The 20,228-nt window shown below is 39.0% G+C and carries 16 protein-coding genes and 1 tRNA gene; 4 read left to right on the top strand and 13 right to left on the bottom strand.

Annotation, left to right across the window (positions count from 1 at the left end; translation table 11 throughout):
- Positions 1-411 precede the first annotated feature (411 nt).
- Positions 412-1,383: a type I phosphomannose isomerase catalytic subunit gene (locus RM545_RS14665; protein WP_311496038.1), complete on the bottom strand. Its 972-nt coding sequence runs from the start codon at positions 1,381-1,383 to the stop codon at positions 412-414.
- A 264-nt stretch (positions 1,384-1,647) separates the two neighbouring features.
- Between RM545_RS14665 and RM545_RS14660 the strand changes: the two genes are divergently transcribed.
- From RM545_RS14660 to RM545_RS14650, 3 genes are all read left to right on the top strand, one after another.
- On the top strand, positions 1,648-1,911 hold the full coding sequence (locus RM545_RS14660; RefSeq protein ID WP_311496037.1) for a hypothetical protein: 264 nt from the start codon (positions 1,648-1,650) through the stop codon (positions 1,909-1,911).
- Between the two features lie 141 nt (positions 1,912-2,052).
- A tRNA-Arg gene (locus tag RM545_RS14655) sits at positions 2,053-2,126 on the top strand.
- 518 nt (positions 2,127-2,644) lie between these two features.
- On the top strand, positions 2,645-3,232 hold the full coding sequence (locus RM545_RS14650) for a hypothetical protein (protein WP_311496036.1): 588 nt from the start codon (positions 2,645-2,647) through the stop codon (positions 3,230-3,232).
- Between the two features lie 199 nt (positions 3,233-3,431).
- On the opposite strand, the gene RM545_RS14645 is transcribed toward RM545_RS14650, so the two are convergent.
- Together RM545_RS14645 and RM545_RS14640 are read right to left on the bottom strand one after the other, a co-directional pair.
- On the bottom strand, positions 3,432-5,915 hold the full coding sequence (locus RM545_RS14645) for a glycogen/starch/alpha-glucan phosphorylase (RefSeq protein ID WP_311496035.1): 2,484 nt from the start codon (positions 5,913-5,915) through the stop codon (positions 3,432-3,434).
- 419 nt (positions 5,916-6,334) lie between these two features.
- The gene (locus RM545_RS14640; protein WP_311496034.1) at positions 6,335-8,467 is read right to left on the bottom strand and encodes a catalase; all 2,133 of its coding nucleotides are present in this window, start codon (positions 8,465-8,467) and stop codon (positions 6,335-6,337) included.
- A 329-nt stretch (positions 8,468-8,796) separates the two neighbouring features.
- On the opposite strand from RM545_RS14640, the gene RM545_RS14635 reads away from it, so the two are divergent.
- Positions 8,797-9,084, top strand: coding sequence for a hypothetical protein (locus RM545_RS14635; protein ID WP_311496033.1), 288 nt, complete (start codon positions 8,797-8,799; stop codon positions 9,082-9,084).
- 141 nt (positions 9,085-9,225) lie between these two features.
- Here RM545_RS14635 and RM545_RS14630 read toward each other — a convergent pair whose 3' ends face one another.
- The 10 genes from RM545_RS14630 to RM545_RS14585 all read right to left on the bottom strand — a co-directional run bounded on the left by RM545_RS14630 (position 9,226) and on the right by RM545_RS14585 (position 19,958).
- Positions 9,226-9,726 carry a beta-xylosidase family glycoside hydrolase gene (locus RM545_RS14630; RefSeq protein ID WP_349254711.1) on the bottom strand — a complete coding sequence of 167 codons (501 nt, stop codon included), beginning with the start codon at positions 9,724-9,726 and terminating at the stop codon, positions 9,226-9,228.
- A 15-nt stretch (positions 9,727-9,741) separates the two neighbouring features.
- Positions 9,742-10,797 carry a glycoside hydrolase 43 family protein gene (locus RM545_RS14625; RefSeq protein ID WP_311496032.1) on the bottom strand — a complete coding sequence of 352 codons (1,056 nt, stop codon included), beginning with the start codon at positions 10,795-10,797 and terminating at the stop codon, positions 9,742-9,744.
- A gap of 55 nt (positions 10,798-10,852) precedes the next feature.
- Entirely contained in the window at positions 10,853-11,998 is a 1,146-nt protein-coding gene (locus RM545_RS14620; RefSeq protein ID WP_311496031.1) for an endo-1,4-beta-xylanase, read from the bottom strand.
- A gap of 832 nt (positions 11,999-12,830) precedes the next feature.
- Positions 12,831-13,871, bottom strand: coding sequence for a patatin-like phospholipase family protein (locus RM545_RS14615; protein WP_311496030.1), 1,041 nt, complete (start codon positions 13,869-13,871; stop codon positions 12,831-12,833).
- Positions 13,868-14,701 carry a DUF5995 family protein gene (locus RM545_RS14610; protein ID WP_311496029.1) on the bottom strand — a complete coding sequence of 278 codons (834 nt, stop codon included), beginning with the start codon at positions 14,699-14,701 and terminating at the stop codon, positions 13,868-13,870. The genes RM545_RS14615 and RM545_RS14610 overlap by 4 nt, the downstream gene beginning before the upstream one ends.
- A gap of 2 nt (positions 14,702-14,703) precedes the next feature.
- On the bottom strand, positions 14,704-16,197 hold the full coding sequence (locus RM545_RS14605) for a phage tail sheath family protein (RefSeq protein WP_311496028.1): 1,494 nt from the start codon (positions 16,195-16,197) through the stop codon (positions 14,704-14,706).
- 146 nt (positions 16,198-16,343) lie between these two features.
- Positions 16,344-17,015 carry a C40 family peptidase gene (locus RM545_RS14600; protein ID WP_311496027.1) on the bottom strand — a complete coding sequence of 224 codons (672 nt, stop codon included), beginning with the start codon at positions 17,013-17,015 and terminating at the stop codon, positions 16,344-16,346.
- A gap of 187 nt (positions 17,016-17,202) precedes the next feature.
- Entirely contained in the window at positions 17,203-18,048 is an 846-nt protein-coding gene (locus RM545_RS14595) for a hypothetical protein (protein ID WP_311496026.1), read from the bottom strand.
- A gap of 310 nt (positions 18,049-18,358) precedes the next feature.
- On the bottom strand, positions 18,359-18,985 hold the full coding sequence (locus tag RM545_RS14590) for a serine hydrolase domain-containing protein (RefSeq protein ID WP_311496025.1): 627 nt from the start codon (positions 18,983-18,985) through the stop codon (positions 18,359-18,361).
- Positions 18,986-19,130: 145 nt separating this feature from the next.
- Complete coding sequence (locus RM545_RS14585) at positions 19,131-19,958, bottom strand: hypothetical protein (protein ID WP_311496024.1); 828 nt, start codon at positions 19,956-19,958, stop codon at positions 19,131-19,133.
- Positions 19,959-20,228: the final 270 nt, after the last annotated feature.

Genomic DNA, 20,228 nt, shown 5'->3' with positions numbered 1-20,228 from the left:
TTCGCTGCAAGAAACAAGAGGCAGGAGAAAAATGTTTTGTGAAAAGATTAAATTCTCTTGCTATATGAGTGTTTTCTTGTTTTTCTGCGGAAATCTGCGGAATCCGCGGGAGAAACTGAGGTATGCAACTATTCTCTGCCGATAATTGTCATTTTAAAACCGAAACAAAAGAAGACCCAGGATCGCTTTGCTCCAAGAAACAAGAGGCAGGAGAAAATATTTTGTGAAAAGATTAAATTCTCCTGCTATATGAGTGTTTTCTCTTGTTTTTCTGCGCAAATCAGCAAAATCCGCGGGAGAAACTGAGGTATGCAACTATTCTCTGCCGATAATTGCCATTTTAAAACCGCCACCTGCTTTTTAATAACTGACAACAGACAACAAATCGGAAGTAAAAATCAAGATTGCTTTTTAGTTAATACAAACTTCCAAAAGTTCGCAATCTTCTCCTTCTATCTCCACTTTTTGAATATTTGCAGGAATTAAGATCGTTTGGCCCTGCTTAATATTTTCCGAATTCCCTTTTACAGAAATTTCAGCTTGTCCACTAACACACATGTAGATTACAAAAGAATCCAGATCAGAATAATCTTTTTTCAGCTTTCCTTTAATTGGGAGGTAATTTGTTGTAAAATACTGGCACCGGGCTATATTGGAAGACTGATAGATATTTTTATCGTAGCTCAATTTAAAGTCGTCCTTTCTCTCAAAATCTATTGCGTCTATTGCCAACGCCGTATGAAGCTCACGGCCATTGCCATCTGCATCTTTCCTGTCCCAATCGTAAATTCTATACGTAATGTCTGAGGTCTGCTGAATTTCTGCCAATAAAACCCCGGCTCCTATAGCATGGACCTTACCTGTATTTATAAAAAAGCTATCCCCTTTCTTTACCTCTTCGAAATTCAGAAGTTTAGTAATCTCACCCGCTTCCAGAGCCTGAAGGTAGTCATCGCGACTTATAGTCTCTTTAAAACCAACATTTATTTTAGCATCATTATCAGCCTGCATGATATACCACATTTCTGTCTTTCCAAAGGAATTATGGCGCTTTTTTGCAAGCCGGTCATTGGGATGTAATTGAACTGAAAGTTCTGTACTCGCATCAATGAACTTTATAAGTAGAGGAAAGTCGTTGCCAAAATGCTCATAAATTTTCTCTCCCAATAAGTGGCCTTTGTTCTCTTCTATAAGCTTTTTCAAAGAAGTACCGCGTAAGGAACCGTTTTCAACAACCGATACATTATCCTGCACTCCGGAAATTTCCCAGCTCTCACCAAGATTCTCGACAACAGAATGCTTGTTTAAAATATCTTTTAGCTTATTTCCACCCCAAATTTTTTCCTTTAGTATTGGGGTGAATCTTAACGGGTAATCTAACATTGAAGAGATTTTTTGATTTGTTTAAGTCAATCAAATATAGTTTTAAAAATCATTACATAAAAATTAAGCTTTCTAAAATAGGTATGAGAATTTTGACTTACAAATGGTCAGAAACAGAAGGAAAAGTTTAAAATAAAATCACTTTATCGATAAAACGTTGTGTTTGACAGATTATCCTGAAAAACGGCGATTAATAATACAGATACCCCTTATATTTACACTGCCAAATCTACACTTAATACCTGCTTAGCTAAGACTATAAACATGTCAGCTTTGATTCAGGAAATCAATTACATACAAACAACAGAAGAAGAGTATAACCAAATCGCTTCCGTAAAAATATTAGTAGATGAGGTCTACGCAAAGGGGATTTTTTTTCAGTTACCCCTAAAAACTTTGGAGTTAATTAGGCGCTTCAATACGTTATTCAATAGTGTTGTAAAAGAGGAAGAACAAAATCCCAGCCTTGTAAACCAACTGGTCATAAATTCCCAATATCTGGAACAGCAATTAATCCAGGAATTGTAGCGGCTACTTTAGTCGCTTTTTTATTACCTGATACTAAGGCTCTTCCTGGGTTTTAAAAAAATTTCTTCATTTTGGTTCATCTTTTTGAATAAAAAACATTGTTTTATCTGCAAAGAGGTTTATATTTGCAACCGCAAAAACGGTCGCGTAGCTCAGCTGGATAGAGCACCTGCCTTCTAAGCAGGCGGTCCCAGGTTCGAATCCTGGCGCGATCACCGGTAAAACCCCTGTAAATACAGGGGTTTTGTTGTTTTTAGTATTTAATCATTTTAGGTTATAGAAAAAAAACGCGCACTTTACGCGCACTTTCTAATTTTTGTAAAAAAAATTTGATTTGATATAATTTGATGCAAATCAAACGCCACTTGCAACTGAGTGAGGATTCAAATACGTAGCTTTTTTTTCTTCCCGAAAAAAGTCATAGCTCCGGAAAAGTTGAAATTTGCCGATTTTTGTCTTTCACAAAGAAGTGTCAAAAATGACAATTATTGATTTTTGTTCAACTGGAACTCTATTGCCTTCAAAGCGGAAATTAAGAGAGGCCCACAACTTGGATGGAGAGTGATCAAATTCTAATTCATTAAAGTCTCTTAGAAATGCTTAAAAACGGAAGGCTTTGAATTCTGTACCATACTGAAATATAATGAGATACTATTGAATTAATAAATATTGTAACATGCTGTTTCTGCAAATTTTATTACATTTAAGACAGACTTACTCACAAGCGACAATTATGAAATACCTGATATTGTCTTCCCTGTTTTTCATTACCGGCGCCTTAACTGCACAGCAGGAGATCCTGCCACAGGAAGTACAGATTTACACAGCCACTCTCCCACTGGCTGAAGATGTGCGACAGGGAGCAATGGTTTATGGCTACGACACTTCCAATAATCTTGTGGTGCTTCGGGAGGGGAAAAATAACCAGATATGCATTGCCGATGATCCTAGGAAAGAAGGAATCTCGGTGGCCTGTTATTCAAAAAAGCTGGAACCTTTTATGTCCCGTGGAAGAGAACTTCTTGCAGAAGGGAAGACAGAAATGGAAAAAAGAGAGATTCGCCAGAAGGAATCTGAAGCAGGCACGCTTCAACTACCAGATGCTCCCAGCATGATGTATGTATTAAGTGGCATGGAAGATAACTATAACAGGAACTCCGGAGAACTAACAGATGGAAATCTGCGGTACGTGATTTATATTCCATACGCTACAACAGAATCCACAGGACTCCCTGACAGACCTCATGCACCGGGAATGCCCTGGCTCATGGATCCCGGGACTCATCGTGCGCACATCATGGTGACTCCACCATCGCAGTAGTATGCTATTTTGCAGGCTGAGATGGCTGAGTGCCTCAAACTCAAAAACAGCATAAATTTAGACTTTCGGTTTACCGGTTTGAGACGATTAACTTATTCTTAAGTTAAATCTGTAGAAATCTTCTATCGTCTCTGGAATCAATTTACCTGAAAACTAGAAATTTTTTATCTTGAAGTAATCTAACAATTCGACTTGTCATTTACGCCTTTACTGCTTTTACCTTCCAAATTTTTTCACAATAATCCTTTATCGATCGGTCACTTGAAAATTTTCCCATATTGGCCACGTTTATAATAGACATTTGTGCCCATTTCTGGGAATCCTGCCATATTTCATAAACGTTTTCCATCTGGTCTACGTAAGACTGATAATCCTGTAATAACAAATAAGGATCCTGATTTAATAGGTTATCATAAATGGATCGAAATAGTTCTGTGTTTCCTTTAGTGAGTTCCTCTGATAATAAAAAGTCTACCACCCTCTTTAGTTTCTCATTTTCAGAATATATCTTATAGGGATGATAACCCGCCTTCTTCCTCTCCGCAACTTCCTCTGTAGTAAGGCCAAAAAGAAAGAAATTTTCTTCTCCTACTTCTTCTCTTATTTCCACATTAGCTCCGTCCAGAGTACCAACGGTAAGCGCTCCGTTAAGAGCAAATTTCATATTCCCGGTTCCCGATGCTTCTTTTCCTGCCATAGATATTTGTTCAGAAAGATCTGCCCCGGGGTAAACGTGCTGCGCAAGTTTTACACTGAAGTTTGGCAGGAAAATCACTTTCAAAGTTTCGTTAACTTCAGGATCATTATTAATAAAATCACCCACGGCAGTAATTAGCTTAATTATACGTTTAGCCATGAAATAACCCGGGGCGGCTTTTCCTGCAAAAATAAAAGCAGTTGGTGGAATGTCTTTCTGCCCGTCTTTCTTGATCTGCATATATAAGCTCAGGATATGCAATACCTTAAGATGCTGCCGTTTATACTCATGTATCCGCTTAACCTGAACGTCAATCAGCATTTCCGGGTTTATTTCAATTCCCGTAAGTTCTTTTATTTGAGCGGCAAGGTTCTTTTTATTCTCCAGTTTCACTTCCATCCATTTTCTACGGAAATATTCATCATTCGCAAAAGATTCGAGGCCTTTTAACTTATCGAGATTGGTGAGCCATTCTTTTCCAATTTTTTCGGAAATTAAACCAGCCAAACGGGGATTACTCACAGCGAGGAACCTCCTGTGGGTGATTCCGTTAGTAACGTTAGTAAATTTTTCCGGCCAGAGTTGTGCAAAATCCTTCAGTACCTCTTCCTTAAGCAGACCAGAATGTAATGCCGAAACTCCATTCACTTTATAACTACCCACCGTTGCCAAATGTGCCATCCTGATAGTAGGTTCTCCCCTGTCGTCTATTAAGGACATTCTGGATATCTGTTCCCCGGTAAAATCGTGCTCCCGGATTTCAGTGATAAACCTGCTGTTTATTTCATAAATCAGCTCAAGATGTCTTGGCAGCAGGTTTCTTAAAAGATTTACCGGCCATTTTTCCAGCGCTTCAGGCAAAAGGGTGTGATTGGTATATGCAAAGGTACTTTTAGTTACCTTCCAGGCTTCTTCCCATCCCATCTGGTGCACATCCAGCAGTAACCTCATCAACTCTGCCACTGCGATAGATGGATGGGTATCGTTGAGCTGAATAGTAAATTTTTCATGAAGGGTCTCCAGTTTACGTCCCTGTAGAAGGTGTAACCTGATAATGTCCTGAAGCGAACAGCAAACAAAGAAGTACTGCTGCTTTAACCTTAGTTCTTTTCCCGAAAGATTTTCGTCATTGGGATAAAGCACTTTGGTAATATTTTCAGACCTCATCTTTTTCTCTACTGCCCGGTAATACTCTCCCAGATTATAAGCAGCAAAATCAAAGGATTCAGTTGCCTCTGCTTTCCATAGTCTTAGTGTGATACTATTGCTTTGGTAACCCAGGATTGGGGTATCATAGGCAGTGCCCTTAATTTCAGAGTCTGGTATCCACTCGATGTGCAGCTTATAATTTCCATCTCTGCTGTGCTCTGTATGACCTCCGAACTTTACTTCAAAAGAGATTTCGGGTCTAACAATTTCCCAGGTGTTTCCTTTCTGCAGCCATTTATCTGTAGATTCAACTTGCCATCCATCCTGTATTTCCTGTTTAAAGATCCCAAATTCATAGCGTATACCATAGGCTATAGAAGGAATTCCCAAAGTCGCGAGAGAGTCCATATAACAGGAAGCCAATCTTCCCAGACCACCATTTCCAAGTCCCGGCTCCACCTCTTCCTTTAGAAGTTCATCCAGATCGAGATTAAATTCAGCCAGTGCTTCCCTTGTTTCCTCCACAATCTCCAGGTTAAGCAGATTATTTCCGAGATGTGGGCCCGGAAGATATTCGGCAGATAGATAAGCCACTCCGCGTGCATCTTCTTCGGCATACTGCTCAAGCGATTTCACATATTTTCTAAAGACCCTGTCCCGCACGGTGAGGGCAAGGGAAGTATAAAAGTCGTTCTTGGTGGCCACCACCGGAATTCGACCTAAACTGTAGAACAACTTTTCCAGAAAAGAAGTTTTTATATCCTCCTTGGTAAGTCCAATATTAGCTACTCCGGGTTTAGTAAAATAGTGTTCGGTTTTTTTGTTGTGTGAATTCATGTTGAGTAAAGGTTTTCAGGGAGATAGTTCTCCGTGATTGGGGATTTACTTCATTGAAAATTAGAAAATATCTAATTTTCGTAATGAGAATTTAGGAAATTTCTTTGGAAGAATTACCAACAGGAAAAGATTATTTATAATAAATAACATTGCCGTTAGTTGAAGTTGTGTTTTCTGGTTTGTTTTTTTCAGCTCGTCAGAAGTTATTTCTGTCAAAAGTTTGCGCTCGACTCTGCCCGGGCCGAACAAATATTAAAGATTGCAGAAAGTGGGGCTTCAAACTTGGCAATTATCGACCTGGAGAAGTTAGATTCTGTAATTTTTAACTTTAGCTGAAGAATTTTCAGTATTAAAAAAGGGTTCAACTTTATAAAAGTCGAACCCTTTTTAAATGTTCACTCTAATTATGGAAAAGCTTATTAAGCCGGAATTTCCATTGCAGCTTTTTCCCGTTTCCAGTTACGGTGTTGACTGATGGCATTTATAAATTTCTGCGGACTTTCATTTATACATACCGCATCGTCATCTTTAAAATCCTTACCGTAAGTCGCATCAAAAAGTTCTTCGGCTTCGCCATCTAAAGCGATCGCCTTGCAATGTTTTAAAGCTTCATTTATAAACTTTTTGGCTTTTGCCTGCTTCATAAGTGCATCGATATTCTTTCTTCCGCCGGGAATGTAAAGGGCATCAAATACAACACTTTCTGTCGTCATTAACGCATGTGCCACTTTATGAGAATCTCCTTTATCGCATTTTATGGTACCTCCATGCACTCCTACAATCTGCACCATGGCTCCGGCCTCTTCCAAAGGTTTTTTGATCTTATTATAATCGCTTTCCTTAAAACCGTCTGCAGCCAAGACTGCTATTTTCCTTGTTGCAATCCCTTCTGAAGGAAGGAACTCCTGGCTTAATGCTTTGGATTTATCCAGGTAATTCTTTTTAGGCCCAGGTTGATGTTTTTGAACATCGGCATCAGCTCCTATCGCCTGATTTAGGGGCTGATCAATTTCTTCAGGAATATCCATACCAAGGTTAATAGCAACCTTTGCGGACAAAGTTTCATCTATCTGGGCAAGGATGTAAAGCATACGTTGCTTTATATGGTCATAGGTACATTTTCCCAGTTCAAAAGAATAAGCCTGTGCCACATGTTCCTGCTCATGCTCTGTCAAACTGCGGTAGAACAACGCCGGTTGCGAAAAATGATCATTGAAGCTCTCACTACGTTCCCTTATTTTCTTTGCGTCGATCCGCTCTTCATAATGATGGAACCCACCTTCGGCTATTTTTGCAAGGTGAGGACATCCACCGCCTATAGAATTAGGAAAATATGCTGTTTTTCCTTTATTCACCGTCATGCGCATATGTGCATCCCGCTGATTGTTATGAATTTCGTTAACCGGGCGGTTAATAGGGATTTCATTAAAATTGGGGCTGCCAAGCCTGGATAATTGTGTATCTGTGTAAGAGAACAATCGTCCCTGCAGCAATGGATCGTTAGTAAAATCTATTCCGGGAACGACGTGGCCGGGATGAAATGCCACCTGCTCGGTTTCTGCAAAGAAATTATCAGGATTACGGTTAAGCGTCATTTTTCCAATGCGTTTTACCGGCACCATTTCTTCAGGAATAAGCTTGGTAGGATCCAGAAGATCAAAGTCAAATTTATGTTCGTCTTCCTCTGGTACTATCTGGAAACCTAATTCCCACTCTGGATACTGTCCCGCATCTATGGCGTCCCAAAGGTCCCTCCTGTGAAAATCTGCATCTGCACCATGAATTTTAACTGCCTCATCCCAGGTAACAGATTTTACTCCCAGTAATGGTTTCCAATGAAATTTCACAAAATGTGCTTTGCCTTCAGCATTTACAAGTCTGAAAGTATGGATTCCAAAACCTTCCATCATTCTGAAACTCCGCGGAATTGCACGGTCGCTCATCAACCAGATTTGATTGTGCATCGTTTCCGGGGTGTGGGAAACGAAATCATAAAAAGTATCGTGAGCTGAAGCCGCCTGCGGAATCTCCCTGTCCGGCTCTGGTTTTACAGCATGAATTAGATCTGGAAACTTCATGGCATCCTGAATAAAGAAGATAGGCATGTTATTCCCTACAAGGTCAAAAATCCCTTCGTCTGTATAAAACTTGGTAGCAAAACCTCTTACATCACGGGCAAGATCTGCCGATCCTTTGGAACCTGCCACAGTAGAAAATCTAACGAACACCGGAGTTTTTCTTGAAGTATCAGTAAAAATGCCTGCTTTTGTAAATTCTTCCTGACTATCGTACAATTCAAAATAACCGTGAGCTCCACTTCCGCGGGCATGTACAATACGCTCCGGAATACGTTCGTGGTCAAAATGAGTGATTTTTTCCCTGAGTATAAAATCTTCTAAAAGCGTCGCTCCCCGCTCTCCTGCTTTTAAAGAGTTATTGGTATCATTCACTTTTAACCCTTGATTAGTAGTCATTGTTTTCCCCTTGGGATCTGAGGTATTTTTCTTTAAATCTTCTATCTTTTTTGAAGGCTTTTCATCTTTTTCTTTCATAACTAAACTTGATTAGGTTTAGAGATGAAATTAAATTAATCTATAGGAATTACTGTAAAGGAAGTGTTAAACAAAAAAACGGAAGTCATAAATTAAAGCAAGCTTTTGTCCATCTTAAAGACCTATTACAAAAATGACAATTTTCTACCTGCATTGGTCTCAGACACCAAAGAATAAAATTTAAAGTTAGTGGTTATTAACCTATAGCTTTAGTAGGGTAGATTTTCAAGAGCATCTGTTTTAACTCAGAATGTATGAAAAAGGTGGCTATAAATTAGAATATTTTATAAACTCGTTTCAAAACCTACTTTCTGGAAAGGCCACAGAGAATGAATTCAGAAAAACGTGCAGCTGGAAATTTGGTAATTATTGACCTGCTGCCATTAATTGCATTACATTCTGTACTCTCAGAAGCAGGAAATGATGGAAAATTAATTTTTTATGAAGGAGTAATGATAAGCCAGGTATTAAGTCATAAATTTTCCGACTTTTCTGTTGAAAAGAAGCTAACCTTCAATTTTTTCAACGGAAATGTTGAACTTCTTACAAGAAGTGCAGCTCTAAATTTCGGAATTATCCCACTTTTCTTTACTTTAAACTGTTTTCAGAGCAAGTGAAGGAAAATTTTAAAAGATTTTCACTTTTTACTCAAATTTTTAAACCCAGAAGGTGAGGAAAACCCCTGCAGGTCCGATAAGCTTAGCTCAAAACTTGACAATTTACGACCTTTAGAAACGACAATTTAATCCTGGAAGCTACTACTCTTTACTTATTTGGTCATCAATTTTAAAATAATCAAAATCCACATGGCCACCGGCATTTTTGGCAGCATAATTAAATAATCCAAATCTATAACCCATGAAGTGGGGAATGGTATAAGACATCGTGAGCTCATCCCCTATTTGATTCCATTGCTCCCCGTCCAGACTGTAAAAAAATGTGGCTTTATCATTCATGTTTCTAAAATCCCCATCTGCTTTTAGATAAAGTATGTCCTGATTAAGCGGAATTTCTTCAACTTCAACGGCCTCTTCACCATCGGCATTGATCATGATGATGCTTTTTAGCCCATTTTCGTACTTAACGCCCACTATTCCAAAATCTTTTTGCAGTAATGCAAGGCCGGCATAATCTCCTTCCTTCATTCCGGAAATATCTATTTTAATTGTCGCGCTGCTTTCGGGACCTATAGTTCGTTGGGTTAATGTATTTCGCGCTTGCAGAAAGGAAGAATCTACTCTTCCGGTGGTAAGTCTCAGCCAGCCTTCCCGATCTTACAGGGACCAATAGTCATTATCAGGATTGTGGTTCCATTGCCAAACCAAAGGCAAATCCGCATCTCCTTCTTCCCTGCTGAAATCATCTGAAGCGACGATCCCGGGAATAAGTCCTTTACTAGCCGGTAGATTAAGTGTTTCCGGGACTTTGCCGTCTTCACCCAGCACCGGCCAGCCATTTTCCCAGCTAACCGGAACTAAGTACGGAATACGACCAACTGCTCCATAATCCCGGAACAAATATGCGTACCAGTCACCCTGCGGAGTATCTATAAGTCCGCCCTGCGCGACTCCTTTATCTTTAAATGCAACTCTGCCTTCATAAGGTCCGGTAATTTTATCTGCACGATGGATGATCACCGTACGCATGTCTTCCCGGGGCCAGGCGATGTGGAACAAATAATATTTTCCGTTCACCTTAAAGAGCTGGGAACCTTCAGCAGGAAGTCCAATGTTAGGTCCGGCAGGTTCGCTGGCATTTTCAATTAAAACTCTTTCCGTTTCTTCTTTTACTCCGGAAAGGTCTTCCTTCAGCTCAATCATTTTTATTTTCCCGCCGCCCCAGATGAGATACGTTTTTCCGTCATCATCAAAAAAGAGAGTATGATCGTGGTAGGCCGGTTCAAACGAAATCTCTTTCCAGGTTGCGTTCTCAATATCTTTGGTGGTATAGATATAGGTCTTGTCTGTAGTTTGTGCAAAAGTTGAGACGTAATATATGTCATTGTGGTAACGCAAGGAACTTGCCCAGGAACCACTTCCATAGGCGTTTTTACTGTTGGTAAGGGTAAGCTCATCCTGCGAACTTAATGTGTCATAAGCATAACTTACCAATTTCCAGTTCACAAGGTCGTCAGATTTCATAATGGGTAACCCTGGGCTCATATGCATCGTCGTGCTGCTCATATAATAGTTGTCCCCTACCCTGATCATCGACATATCTGGCACATCGGCATGAATAATTGGATTTTTCGCGGACTCCTTTTGTGCCGAAGCAATTGTACTACTAAAAATGGCCATTATGAATACCAAACTTAAAAATGGTTTATGCATGGCTACTATTTTAAGTTGATAAGAGTTAAATTTATTTTATCTAAAACCGAAAACTTTATCCCCTCGAATTTAACTCAATGAGCATATTTACCACAGATTTTGGCTGGTTTTCCCTGTTGAAAAGCAAAGGATAATCTGTCCTTCCCTTTACAGGCCAGTTATTTTTCCATGAATTCTCATCATTTACTCCCCAGAGTGTAACGCGGGATATCACCTCCTGGTGCTTCAGAAAAAGCTGAAAAAATTCAGTATAACGTTTGTTGAATTGCGCTTCTACAGATGCCGGTAACTCTTCTTTAAAAGGATTCATTCTATTTTCATATTCAAAATTGTCAGAAATATTCGCGCCAGCATCACCCCATGGAGAAGGTAGAACACTAAGGTCCAATTCAGAAATCACCACCTGCCCTAAAGCTCCGTAAGCTTCAAGGCTTTTTTCAAATTCTTTAATATCAGGATGATTTAAACCGATATGGCCCTGCATCCCAATGCCATCTATTGGGATTCCCTCTTTCTTCAGTTTTTCAACCATTTTTACCACGCCTTCACGCTTTCCCGGATTCGACATCGAATAATCATTATAGAAAAGTTCAGCTTCGGGATCTGCTTCGTGCGCAAACCGGAAGGCAAGTTTTATAAAGTCTTCACCTATGATTTTATAGAATTCACTTTCCCTGAAACTACCGTCGTCCAATATCGCTTCGTTCACCACGTCCCAGGAATGCACCCGTCCTTTGTAGCGTCCCACCACTGTATGAATATGATCCTTCATCCTTTGTATCAATACTTCTTTTGAAACCGGCTCCCCTTCTTCATCTACAAAAAACCAGCGCGGAGCCTGCGAATGCCAGATAAGTGTGTGGCCGTGGATGTGGATATTATTACGCTCTCCAAATTCCACGAAAGCGTCCGGAAGTGAAAATTCGAATTCTCCATTTCTCGGTTGAATCCGACCGCTTTTCATACAATTTTCTGCAACAATGGAATTAAAATGTTGCTTTACCACTGCTATGGCTTCAGGTTCCCTACCGGTGATCTGGCCCGCATTTAACGCAGCGCCAATTCTAAATTTATTCTGAAATGCTTCCTGCAGGGTAGAATCGTATTGCGTCTCATCGCTTATCTGGGCCTGAAATATTCCGGACGAAAAGCTAAGACACAGGCAAAAAAGCAGGCTAAGAATGTTTTTGTTATTATGCATAGATTAAAATTTGTACAAAGCAGGTTAAAATAAAAGATGGTTAAAGAACATTCTTTCGAGGAATAAAAAAAATATTAGGTTAAGTCTCCTAAACCGTGATTTGGCGCAAGCAATTTTATTCTCATCAAAATTCAGGTATTAAACATGCAATTTAGACTTTTTCTCCAAAACCTTAATTGAACAAAAGCAAATTTCTGATCTAAGACGTTCTGCTTATCCCAATTTCTCAAGTGATGATTTCCGAAAAAAAATTCAGAAAAGTCCAACCTGAAAAATGGCAATTTTCGGCCTGCTGTTGTAATGATCCGGCTTGAGAAAATTCTTTAAAAACAACAGATCTGTTCACTTCAAGTACATCAGACCTACAAGGTTTTGAAAACTTTGCAGGTCTGTACCTTCACTTTAATATCCTTCAAAATTTGTCAATTTTCAGCCTATAAGGATTGGCAGGTTTAAATTTCAGTTTTATATAAATCCAGATCAAAATGTTTTCTTCCGAAAAAAAATTAAGAAAAGTCCAACCTGAAAAATGGCAATTTTCGGCCTGCTGTTGTAATGATCCGGCTTGAGAAAATTCCTTAGAAACAACAGATCTGTTCACTTCAAATACATCAGGCCTACAAAGTTTTGAAAACTTTGCAGGTCTGTACCTTCACTTTAATATCCCTCAAAATTTCTCAATTTTCAGCCTATAAGGATTGGCAGGTTTAAATTTCAGTTTTATATAAATCCAGACCAAAATATTTTCTTCCGAAAAAAAATTAAGAAAAGTCCAACCTGAAAAATGGCAATTTTCGGCCTCTGGTATTTGTAAAAGTTAATGCTTAGGCTTCTAATGATTGGCTACTAACTTTTCCACAATTTCATCAAGCTGTTCTTTATAAAATTCCACAGAAGCTAAACCATCTTCATGCAAAGCTTTAAGATTGGTGAGTTTTGCATTGTCCATTGCATGATTGGCGTTAATAATCTTCGGCTGGATACGGTAATAATCCTCACAATCTTTTTCGGGAAGGGTCTCATAAATCTGTTTTAACTGGTAATCGACAGTTTCAGAATTTCCACTCATCATAATATCAATTAACGGATTAATCCATTTGAGCACACCGGCATCCTGAAATTCTTTGTAATGATATGGCTCCTTCACCTCTCCTGTACCAATAGAAACGATAATCATGTTTTTTGCACCTGGTTTATCAGGTTTTTCAGGATCATTTAAAGCTTCTGAAAATGTAATATTCCGCGCCTCGGCATAGGCACAAAGTGCAGGATTATTGGCAAAAACACCCCCGTCGATAAGTGCGTACGGCGTACCGTAAATGGATTTGATCCTTACCGGCTCGAAATAGGTTGGTGCGGCAGAAGTTGCCCGGGCCACATCCCGCAGGTAATAATCATAAATAGCACTTTTAGTGGCGTCTATACTTGTGAAAAAGTGGGCTTTACGATTTCTGATGTCATAAGAAGTTATGAGACAGGGTCTGAGCAATTCACTCAGCTGCTTTTCTCCCAGATAAGCCAGCAAAGCCTCTTCCAGCTCATGCGCTTCATATTTTTCATCTCTTAATCCGCCAAGACTTTTGATTTTTTTATGCAGGGAAACATCAAAAATTTCATCTCCCTGATCCAGGTATATATCCAGCGCCTCCCGGGCAGTAAACATGTAATTACCATTATCATCCGGACATAGAAAGACAAGGCATAAAATTCCGCCGGTGCTCGTGCCTGCAACAAGGTCGAAGTATTCACCTATAGATGCTTTATCATTGTTGGTTTTCCGTTTTATCTGTTCTTCCAGGTAAGTTAAGATTGTACCTGAAAGTATTCCCCTTATGCCGCCCCCGTCCAGGGAAAGAATCCTGATTTTTTTCATACCTCTTTAAGTTTTATGATTGTTTTTTCTGAATGTGAAACTTTCATTTTCCGGATTTTATCTGACACTGTTCCTAGCTCCCCAATTCTAACTATCCATAGCAGTAACCTCAGCGCAAACTTGTCGCTGGTAATAAGGGAAGATTTATTGGCCACAGCTATATCCCGGGTAAGGATGCATTGTCTTTTTGCCTCCCCCGCTGTTCCTGCCAAGGTCTGTGCAAACCGCCAGGCGCCATCCCTGGCGATCTTCATACTAAAATCTACCACCAGATTATCATATTTTCCGGTTTTGAGCAGAATTTTTCTCAGCGGAGGCCAGATTGTGGCGAGGTTGTGCTGCACCTCCTCTACCAGCGCCGCAAGAATCTCGTTAATCCTGAAAAAATCCACCTTTAAATTTTCAATAGGAGAATCGCCCGAAACCTCCGCTGCCGCAATCCCCAGATCCAGGTTGATATGCGCGTTCATCCCAATCAACAAATGTTGCATGGTTATTGGCCAGGATTCCTTCGAAAGTTCAAAGGCTTTTTGCCAGGATTTTGATACAGCATTTCCGTTTTGATAATCGTCATATGCATCGAGGTATTTTTTTGCAAATACCACATCCAGCTGCTCCATTCTTTCTCCATCTTCAAAGTAGCCTGCGATTATTCCCTCCTTCACTTCTAACGTCACTCTCCTGTAAAGCACGGCAAAGTAACCAAGTGTATCTTCATTTTTTTCTGCTTCTAAAATGATTTCGTCCAGCCGAATGAGAACATTATCTATCGTGATTAGCGGGTCTTCAGCTTTTGGAATAATTTTCAGATTGTTTTCTATTGAAGTCATATTCAGGTGTTTTGCATTGGTACAGTAATTCGTAAAATAATAAATTCTGCAGGGCGCACTGCCGCCAAACCAATCATAATATTCATACGGTTTTGAAGAATATCATTTATCGTCATGGTCTCATTTAGCCCAACTTTTACAAAAAAAGCATCTTCAGGTTTCGCCCCTGCCAATGCTCCCTGTCGCCATAAGGTGGTCAGAAAGTTTTGAATCAGGTTCTTTACCCTTACCCATGTAGTACTGGTGTTGGGTTCTGCACTAAAGCTTTCCGTTGCCTTCTTACAACTTTCTTCTACCATAATAACCAATCGTCGTACATTTAAATATCTCCATTCATTATCATTGCCCGCCAAAGTTCTCGCTCCCCAAACCAAAATTCCCCTGCCCGCAAATTGCCTGATCGCGTTGATTGATTTCCCGTTGGGTTCCACATTCATTTTTTCCTGCTGCGCATTATCAATAGCTACAGATGGAGCAATAACACTATTTACACTCACGTTAGCCGGTGCTTTCCACACTCCCCGCGTCACATCTACCATATTATATACACCCGCAATTGCTCCTGAAGGTGGAATAGTATTGATCTTGATTTTTATCTGCTCGGCAATATTCTTTATAACGGAATGAATTTGATAAATACCTCTTTCAGCAATTTCTACGTCCTCTTCGGTACTTGCCGCTTCATAATTAGCTATTAAAGCTAAATGGCTGCTCTCTGCTGAAAGATCGTGGAGGGAAATTGACTGACCATTGGTTCCTTTTAAATTTCCGCTGAAAGCATTTATAGAAATTTCCCTGCTGAAGGGAGCCAACAAATAAGGTGAATAAGCAGCTCCAAATTCTAAATTATTAGACCCAATATTGCTTCTGAAGTTGGAAATAGCCACACTGTGATCTCCGGAAATATTTTCCTTCAGATCGAAAATTGCCATTCTGTCCCTCAAACTTTCGCACTGTTGAAGGGCCAGTTGCTGCAGATGATAAAACCCTGCATCATCATTTCCATTGGTTGTTACATTTACGGCGTCTGGAAAAAGAATGAGTGTGGGTTCATCATAAGTTTCCAGCACCCTGATTCCTCCTCTTAACCCTGTGGGTGGGGAAGCAAATTCATATCCATAGGTGGGCGCGTTGCCAAATAATCCAACCGAAACGATGTAACAATCCCCTCCCCCATTGCCATAAAACAGGCGCAGGCTGTCGTATAAAAGATAGCGCACCGTATTAGGAATATCAATGGCGATAATTGCAAAATTCTGGTGCTCATCCAGCTTAACATTTATAGTATCGATGGGATTATCTGTTCCAAATAATTGCTCAAATTCCAACATGGAAGATATCCGGATGGGCTTCATATAAAGGGAAGCTTCAGGGTTTCCGGCCCTTTCTGTATATCCAACAAAGGCAGGAACAGCCGTTTCTACCTGATGTATATCAGGTAAAGCATTTTGTAGCTCATTTATATAGACTCCGGGAGTTTTTCGGATTTTAGACATTACAGAATTTTATGATTGGTAGCTTTTTCTTTTAGATCAAAACAATCTTAGCTTCAACTTGCTGAAATTTTTCATTTCTATGAGAAAACGAATATTCCTCCTAAGAATAATCTTCAGATTTATACTGTTCAGAAAAAGTTTAAATACTATATTTTCGCCTTCAGTACTTCTACAAGAAATTCCCTTGTGGAAGCATCAAAAATTCCGTTTATACTAATCGAGCCACTGGTAGCCTGAAAATCCTTTAATGTTCTTTCTGTTTTAGGTCCGAAAATGCCGTCAGAAGTTCCGGAATTAAATCCGAGCTGTTTTAAGGCATCCTGCAACGCCCGGACTTCCTTTCCGGTGTCCCCACGTTTTAAAGTCTTTTTAGAAAATTTTGTTTCCTTTACAGATCTTAATCTCCTGTAGCCCAAAACCTGATCTGCGGTATATGCCGTGATCGATACCTGATTACCCTGATTGCCACCAAGGCAATATATACGGGTTCCATCTGTGGAACAGCCAAGGAACACTCCCACATGACCTTTCCAGGATTCCCTGCTCTCTCTCCAGAAAACCACAATATCGCCGGGCTCGGCATTAATAACAGGAATACCTGCATTTAACCATGATCTTGCGGTAAGATTCTTTGTTCTCTCCAGTCCGGATTTTAGGGCCACCCAGTTAATAAACAGGCTGCACCAGGCTACTTCGTCTGAGGTGTAGTCATTAATTTGGCAATCCCGGGCATACTTTAAGATTTGAGGATTGGCATCGGGTCCCGACACTTCTTTTACCCCAATTTCACCCATAGCAATTTGCAATAGATTCTTCATTGTAACGAGTTTTATAAGTGTGGGGACGGTTATTGTAGGTTTGAATCTACAAAAAAATATTTAATAATTAAGTACTTAGTTGATTTTAAGAAGGTTAAATATTTACCTGATCTGGAAGCAAATAGTATTTAAAGCTTGAACAGTCTGGAGTGGCCCTTTACTTCCTGGCCCGATACCAGCTGGTGCTTTAAATAGAATAAGTATGAAAAAACTGCTCTACATCCTTTAGATCCTGTAACCCAAAAATCCAGAATACTTCAGATAAATCTGAAAAGTCCAATCCGCCAGAAGAAATAGCCTCATTGTTGTATCTTCCTTCCTTTCCATTATATCTTTCTGAAAGATCTGATGCAAGTTTCCATATTTCTATCAACTTTGGATTCGTAATTTTATCTTCCCAATGAGTATAAGACGGATCGCGAAATCCAGGTGTTCCATTTCCAACTTCGTTGCCATCAGGTATTTTATTGTACTGAGCATTGCTCTTTACAAATTGTAAATCTTCAGGAGAGGTAGTTTCTTCATTCCAGTCACTGTGCTGAACCACATGAATGCGTTTTGTAGTATTTATCTCTGGATAATCTGATTGAATAGACTTAATAAGTGCGGCAGTAAAATTCGACTGGCCTGCTTCTGCAATCCAGATATCGCCTTTGCTCTTCAGCGTTTCCATCGCAATATCTTTAACTTTTTCGACTGCTTTATTAAAATCTTCATTGGCATCTGTCCAATTGTTTCCAAAGGCGAGCCGGAATAAATCATTCGGTGGAACATATAAACCTTCCTGAGTACCATAAGTACCGGCAACAGCATGATATTGTACTTCTGAAAATTGCGGATTAGAAATAAGAGTAGCAAAGGCAGCTACACTATGAAGATCGTCTACATCTGTTTTAGAGTCATATTGTACTAATAATAAATCCTTTTCCACATCGAAATCACCCAATTCTGGTAAAGTGTTGTCTACAGCATAGCTCTTAAAAACCATAAAAACAGCTGATATTGCAATGAACATTTTTATACTAGCCTTCATTTATTACATATTTAATTTTGTTCGATTCAATTATAGAAATCAGATTAATATATAAAGTTTCGTTTTTAAGAAAAAATCTTTTATTAAACCCGAAAAATGAAGCCGCTCCTTTACAGAAGTGGCTTATAATATACAACAATTTTCTTTCTATCAATCCTCGACTGAATCGTATTTCAGTTGAATTACAGAGACTTATGCATCGTTTACTTGCTGCTCGGCTTGTTATAAACCTTAACAGAATTTATAACTACCCCCATTCCGGTGTTTCTTTAAAGTGGAGAAGAACTTTAGAGCGTATCTCCTGCTCTTTTTATTTCATACTCAAATAATTTTCCAGCTGTTCCTTTGCTCCTCTACCTGGCCGCTCTGCATAATTAGAATATTCATAATCTTCATCGGGTTTGAAGTTGGCTTGTTTGTCCAAAACCAAAGCTAAATTTTCATCTGCTGTTTCTTTGGGATTTGCCCAGTACATATATGTGTCCTTATAGTTCGGAATACCACTTCTGTGTTTAACCAACATTCGCAAAGTGATTTTATCGGCATATTCTATTCTGTTCTTTAACTCGGGCAAATAATCTGATAATGTTTTTTCTAATGACAATTTGCCAATGGAAACAAGTTTGGTAACGGCTAAGGCATTATATAATTTGCTTACACAGGCAATTTTAAATAACGCATTGTGATTAGCTGGAATCTTTTTTTCTTTGTTTTTGTAACCCGAAGTATACAATTCTGTTTGGTTCCCTTTTTTGTTGATACAAACAATTATACCATCAAATTCATAACCTTCCGCTTTGTTTATCTGTTCCTGAACTGAATCTGGTAGTGGAGCAATCCAGACTTTTACTATAGGCCAGGGCACAAAGTACAGCGAAACGATTGTTCCAACGAACAAAAGTATTCTAAATATCCAGATCCCAGTTTTCTTCGCCATAAGATATTTGCTCTGGTTAAAAATCAGCCAAAACGCCACGTTACAAGAAGTGGTGCGGAACGAGGGATCTGGTTTTGAAGGATTAAATACGGAAACTAATAATTCTTTTCTATAGACCCGCCACTTGCGATATACCTTATACGTCCTAGTATGAACCGGGTTTTCTTATTTTGATAATCGAATCTTTATTTACTTCTATCAATATTCCGGCCCGATATTTAACTGATCTTTTTAAATCGAAAACATAGTATTTCTCCCAAGATTTGATCTTATTCGCAACTTCTACGGCAATTTCTTCAAATTCCGTTCTAAGTTTCTGCCGTTCATTTTTAAAGTTATTCATACCAAAAATTGTATCAATTACTTCAAATTTTCTTTCACCTCTGGGAACCAGATTAGCTCTTTCTAATCTTCCTTTCTCATCAACATCTACCCGAATAAAAGCAAAATCAGACGGATCAAATTTATATTTTTTATAAATGTTTTCAATAGAATCTATACTTGTAATTGGTTCACCAGTATGAATATAGCGGTATTTCGTAAGGTCCAGATTATTTCCGTTATCTAAAACCTTTTGCTCAGATGGATGTATTTTTAATCGTTCTAGTGGTTTACTGTTTGAACAAAAGAACTGAAAATTTAATTTGCCATTTCTTGTCTTAGCATAAACCAACCATTTTTGTCCCTTTTTTGCAATCCAATAGCAAGAAGAATAAAGTCCGGTAACTTCTGCCTCAGAATTCAACTGAAACTTTAAAAATTTGGGATTATCTCCATTTTTATAATGCTTACTTATCTCAAAAGTTATTGTATTTGTAAGCGAATCTGAAGCATATACCTTTTCAATTACTTCACCTTCAAAAACGTATTTAGATTGATGAAATTCAATAGCAGATTTTAGGGTTTCGCAGCTACAGGCAAAACCTTTAATAGTGATAAAAACTAATAATGTGAAAATAAAGGTTGTTTTCATATTAAGGCTACTGGTTAACATCGCAAGTTGCGGGAGTAAGGGACACGGACTTGTCGGCTTATTTATTTCGCTCTTGGTTTCTAAAATAAAGATTTTTCGACAATACCCGTTATTTGCGGTGAATCGATGTTATGCAGCGGTTACTTTAGATTTTTCCTTTATGAGGATCCTGTCCATTTGAAAAGAACGAAAGTATTTCTACTGTTTCATTATTCATACGATAATATATTGTATTAAATCTTGCTAAAACAGCTGTTCTTATATTCTTTT

It is taken from the genome of Autumnicola lenta (genome assembly GCF_031846515.1).
Classification (GTDB): domain Bacteria; phylum Bacteroidota; class Bacteroidia; order Flavobacteriales; family Flavobacteriaceae; genus Autumnicola; species Autumnicola lenta.
This window is presented reverse-complemented; position numbering and strand designations above follow the sequence as displayed.

What these genes read in the sequence shown, in the direction of transcription:
- RM545_RS14650 (WP_311496036.1), top strand. Translation starts at nt 2,645, where the DNA reads ATGAAATACCTGATATTGTCTTCCCTGTTTTTCATTACCGGCGCCTTA.
- RM545_RS14610 (WP_311496029.1), bottom strand. Translation starts at nt 14,701, where the DNA reads ATGACTTCAATAGAAAACAATCTGAAAATTATTCCAAAAGCTGAAGAC.
- RM545_RS14640 (WP_311496034.1), bottom strand. Translation starts at nt 8,467, where the DNA reads ATGAAAGAAAAAGATGAAAAGCCTTCAAAAAAGATAGAAGATTTAAAG.
- RM545_RS14600 (WP_311496027.1), bottom strand. Translation starts at nt 17,015, where the DNA reads ATGAAGAATCTATTGCAAATTGCTATGGGTGAAATTGGGGTAAAAGAA.
- RM545_RS14605 (WP_311496028.1), bottom strand. Translation starts at nt 16,197, where the DNA reads ATGTCTAAAATCCGAAAAACTCCCGGAGTCTATATAAATGAGCTACAA.
- RM545_RS14660 (WP_311496037.1), top strand. Translation starts at nt 1,648, where the DNA reads ATGTCAGCTTTGATTCAGGAAATCAATTACATACAAACAACAGAAGAA.
- RM545_RS14665 (WP_311496038.1), bottom strand. Translation starts at nt 1,383, where the DNA reads ATGTTAGATTACCCGTTAAGATTCACCCCAATACTAAAGGAAAAAATT.
- RM545_RS14620 (WP_311496031.1), bottom strand. Translation starts at nt 11,998, where the DNA reads ATGCATAATAACAAAAACATTCTTAGCCTGCTTTTTTGCCTGTGTCTT.
- RM545_RS14590 (WP_311496025.1), bottom strand. Translation starts at nt 18,985, where the DNA reads ATGGCGAAGAAAACTGGGATCTGGATATTTAGAATACTTTTGTTCGTT.
- RM545_RS14645 (WP_311496035.1), bottom strand. Translation starts at nt 5,915, where the DNA reads ATGAATTCACACAACAAAAAAACCGAACACTATTTTACTAAACCCGGA.
- RM545_RS14635 (WP_311496033.1), top strand. Translation starts at nt 8,797, where the DNA reads ATGAATTCAGAAAAACGTGCAGCTGGAAATTTGGTAATTATTGACCTG.
- RM545_RS14585 (WP_311496024.1), bottom strand. Translation starts at nt 19,958, where the DNA reads ATGAAAACAACCTTTATTTTCACATTATTAGTTTTTATCACTATTAAA.
- RM545_RS14625 (WP_311496032.1), bottom strand. Translation starts at nt 10,797, where the DNA reads ATGCATAAACCATTTTTAAGTTTGGTATTCATAATGGCCATTTTTAGT.
- RM545_RS14595 (WP_311496026.1), bottom strand. Translation starts at nt 18,048, where the DNA reads ATGAAGGCTAGTATAAAAATGTTCATTGCAATATCAGCTGTTTTTATG.
- RM545_RS14615 (WP_311496030.1), bottom strand. Translation starts at nt 13,871, where the DNA reads ATGAAAAAAATCAGGATTCTTTCCCTGGACGGGGGCGGCATAAGGGGA.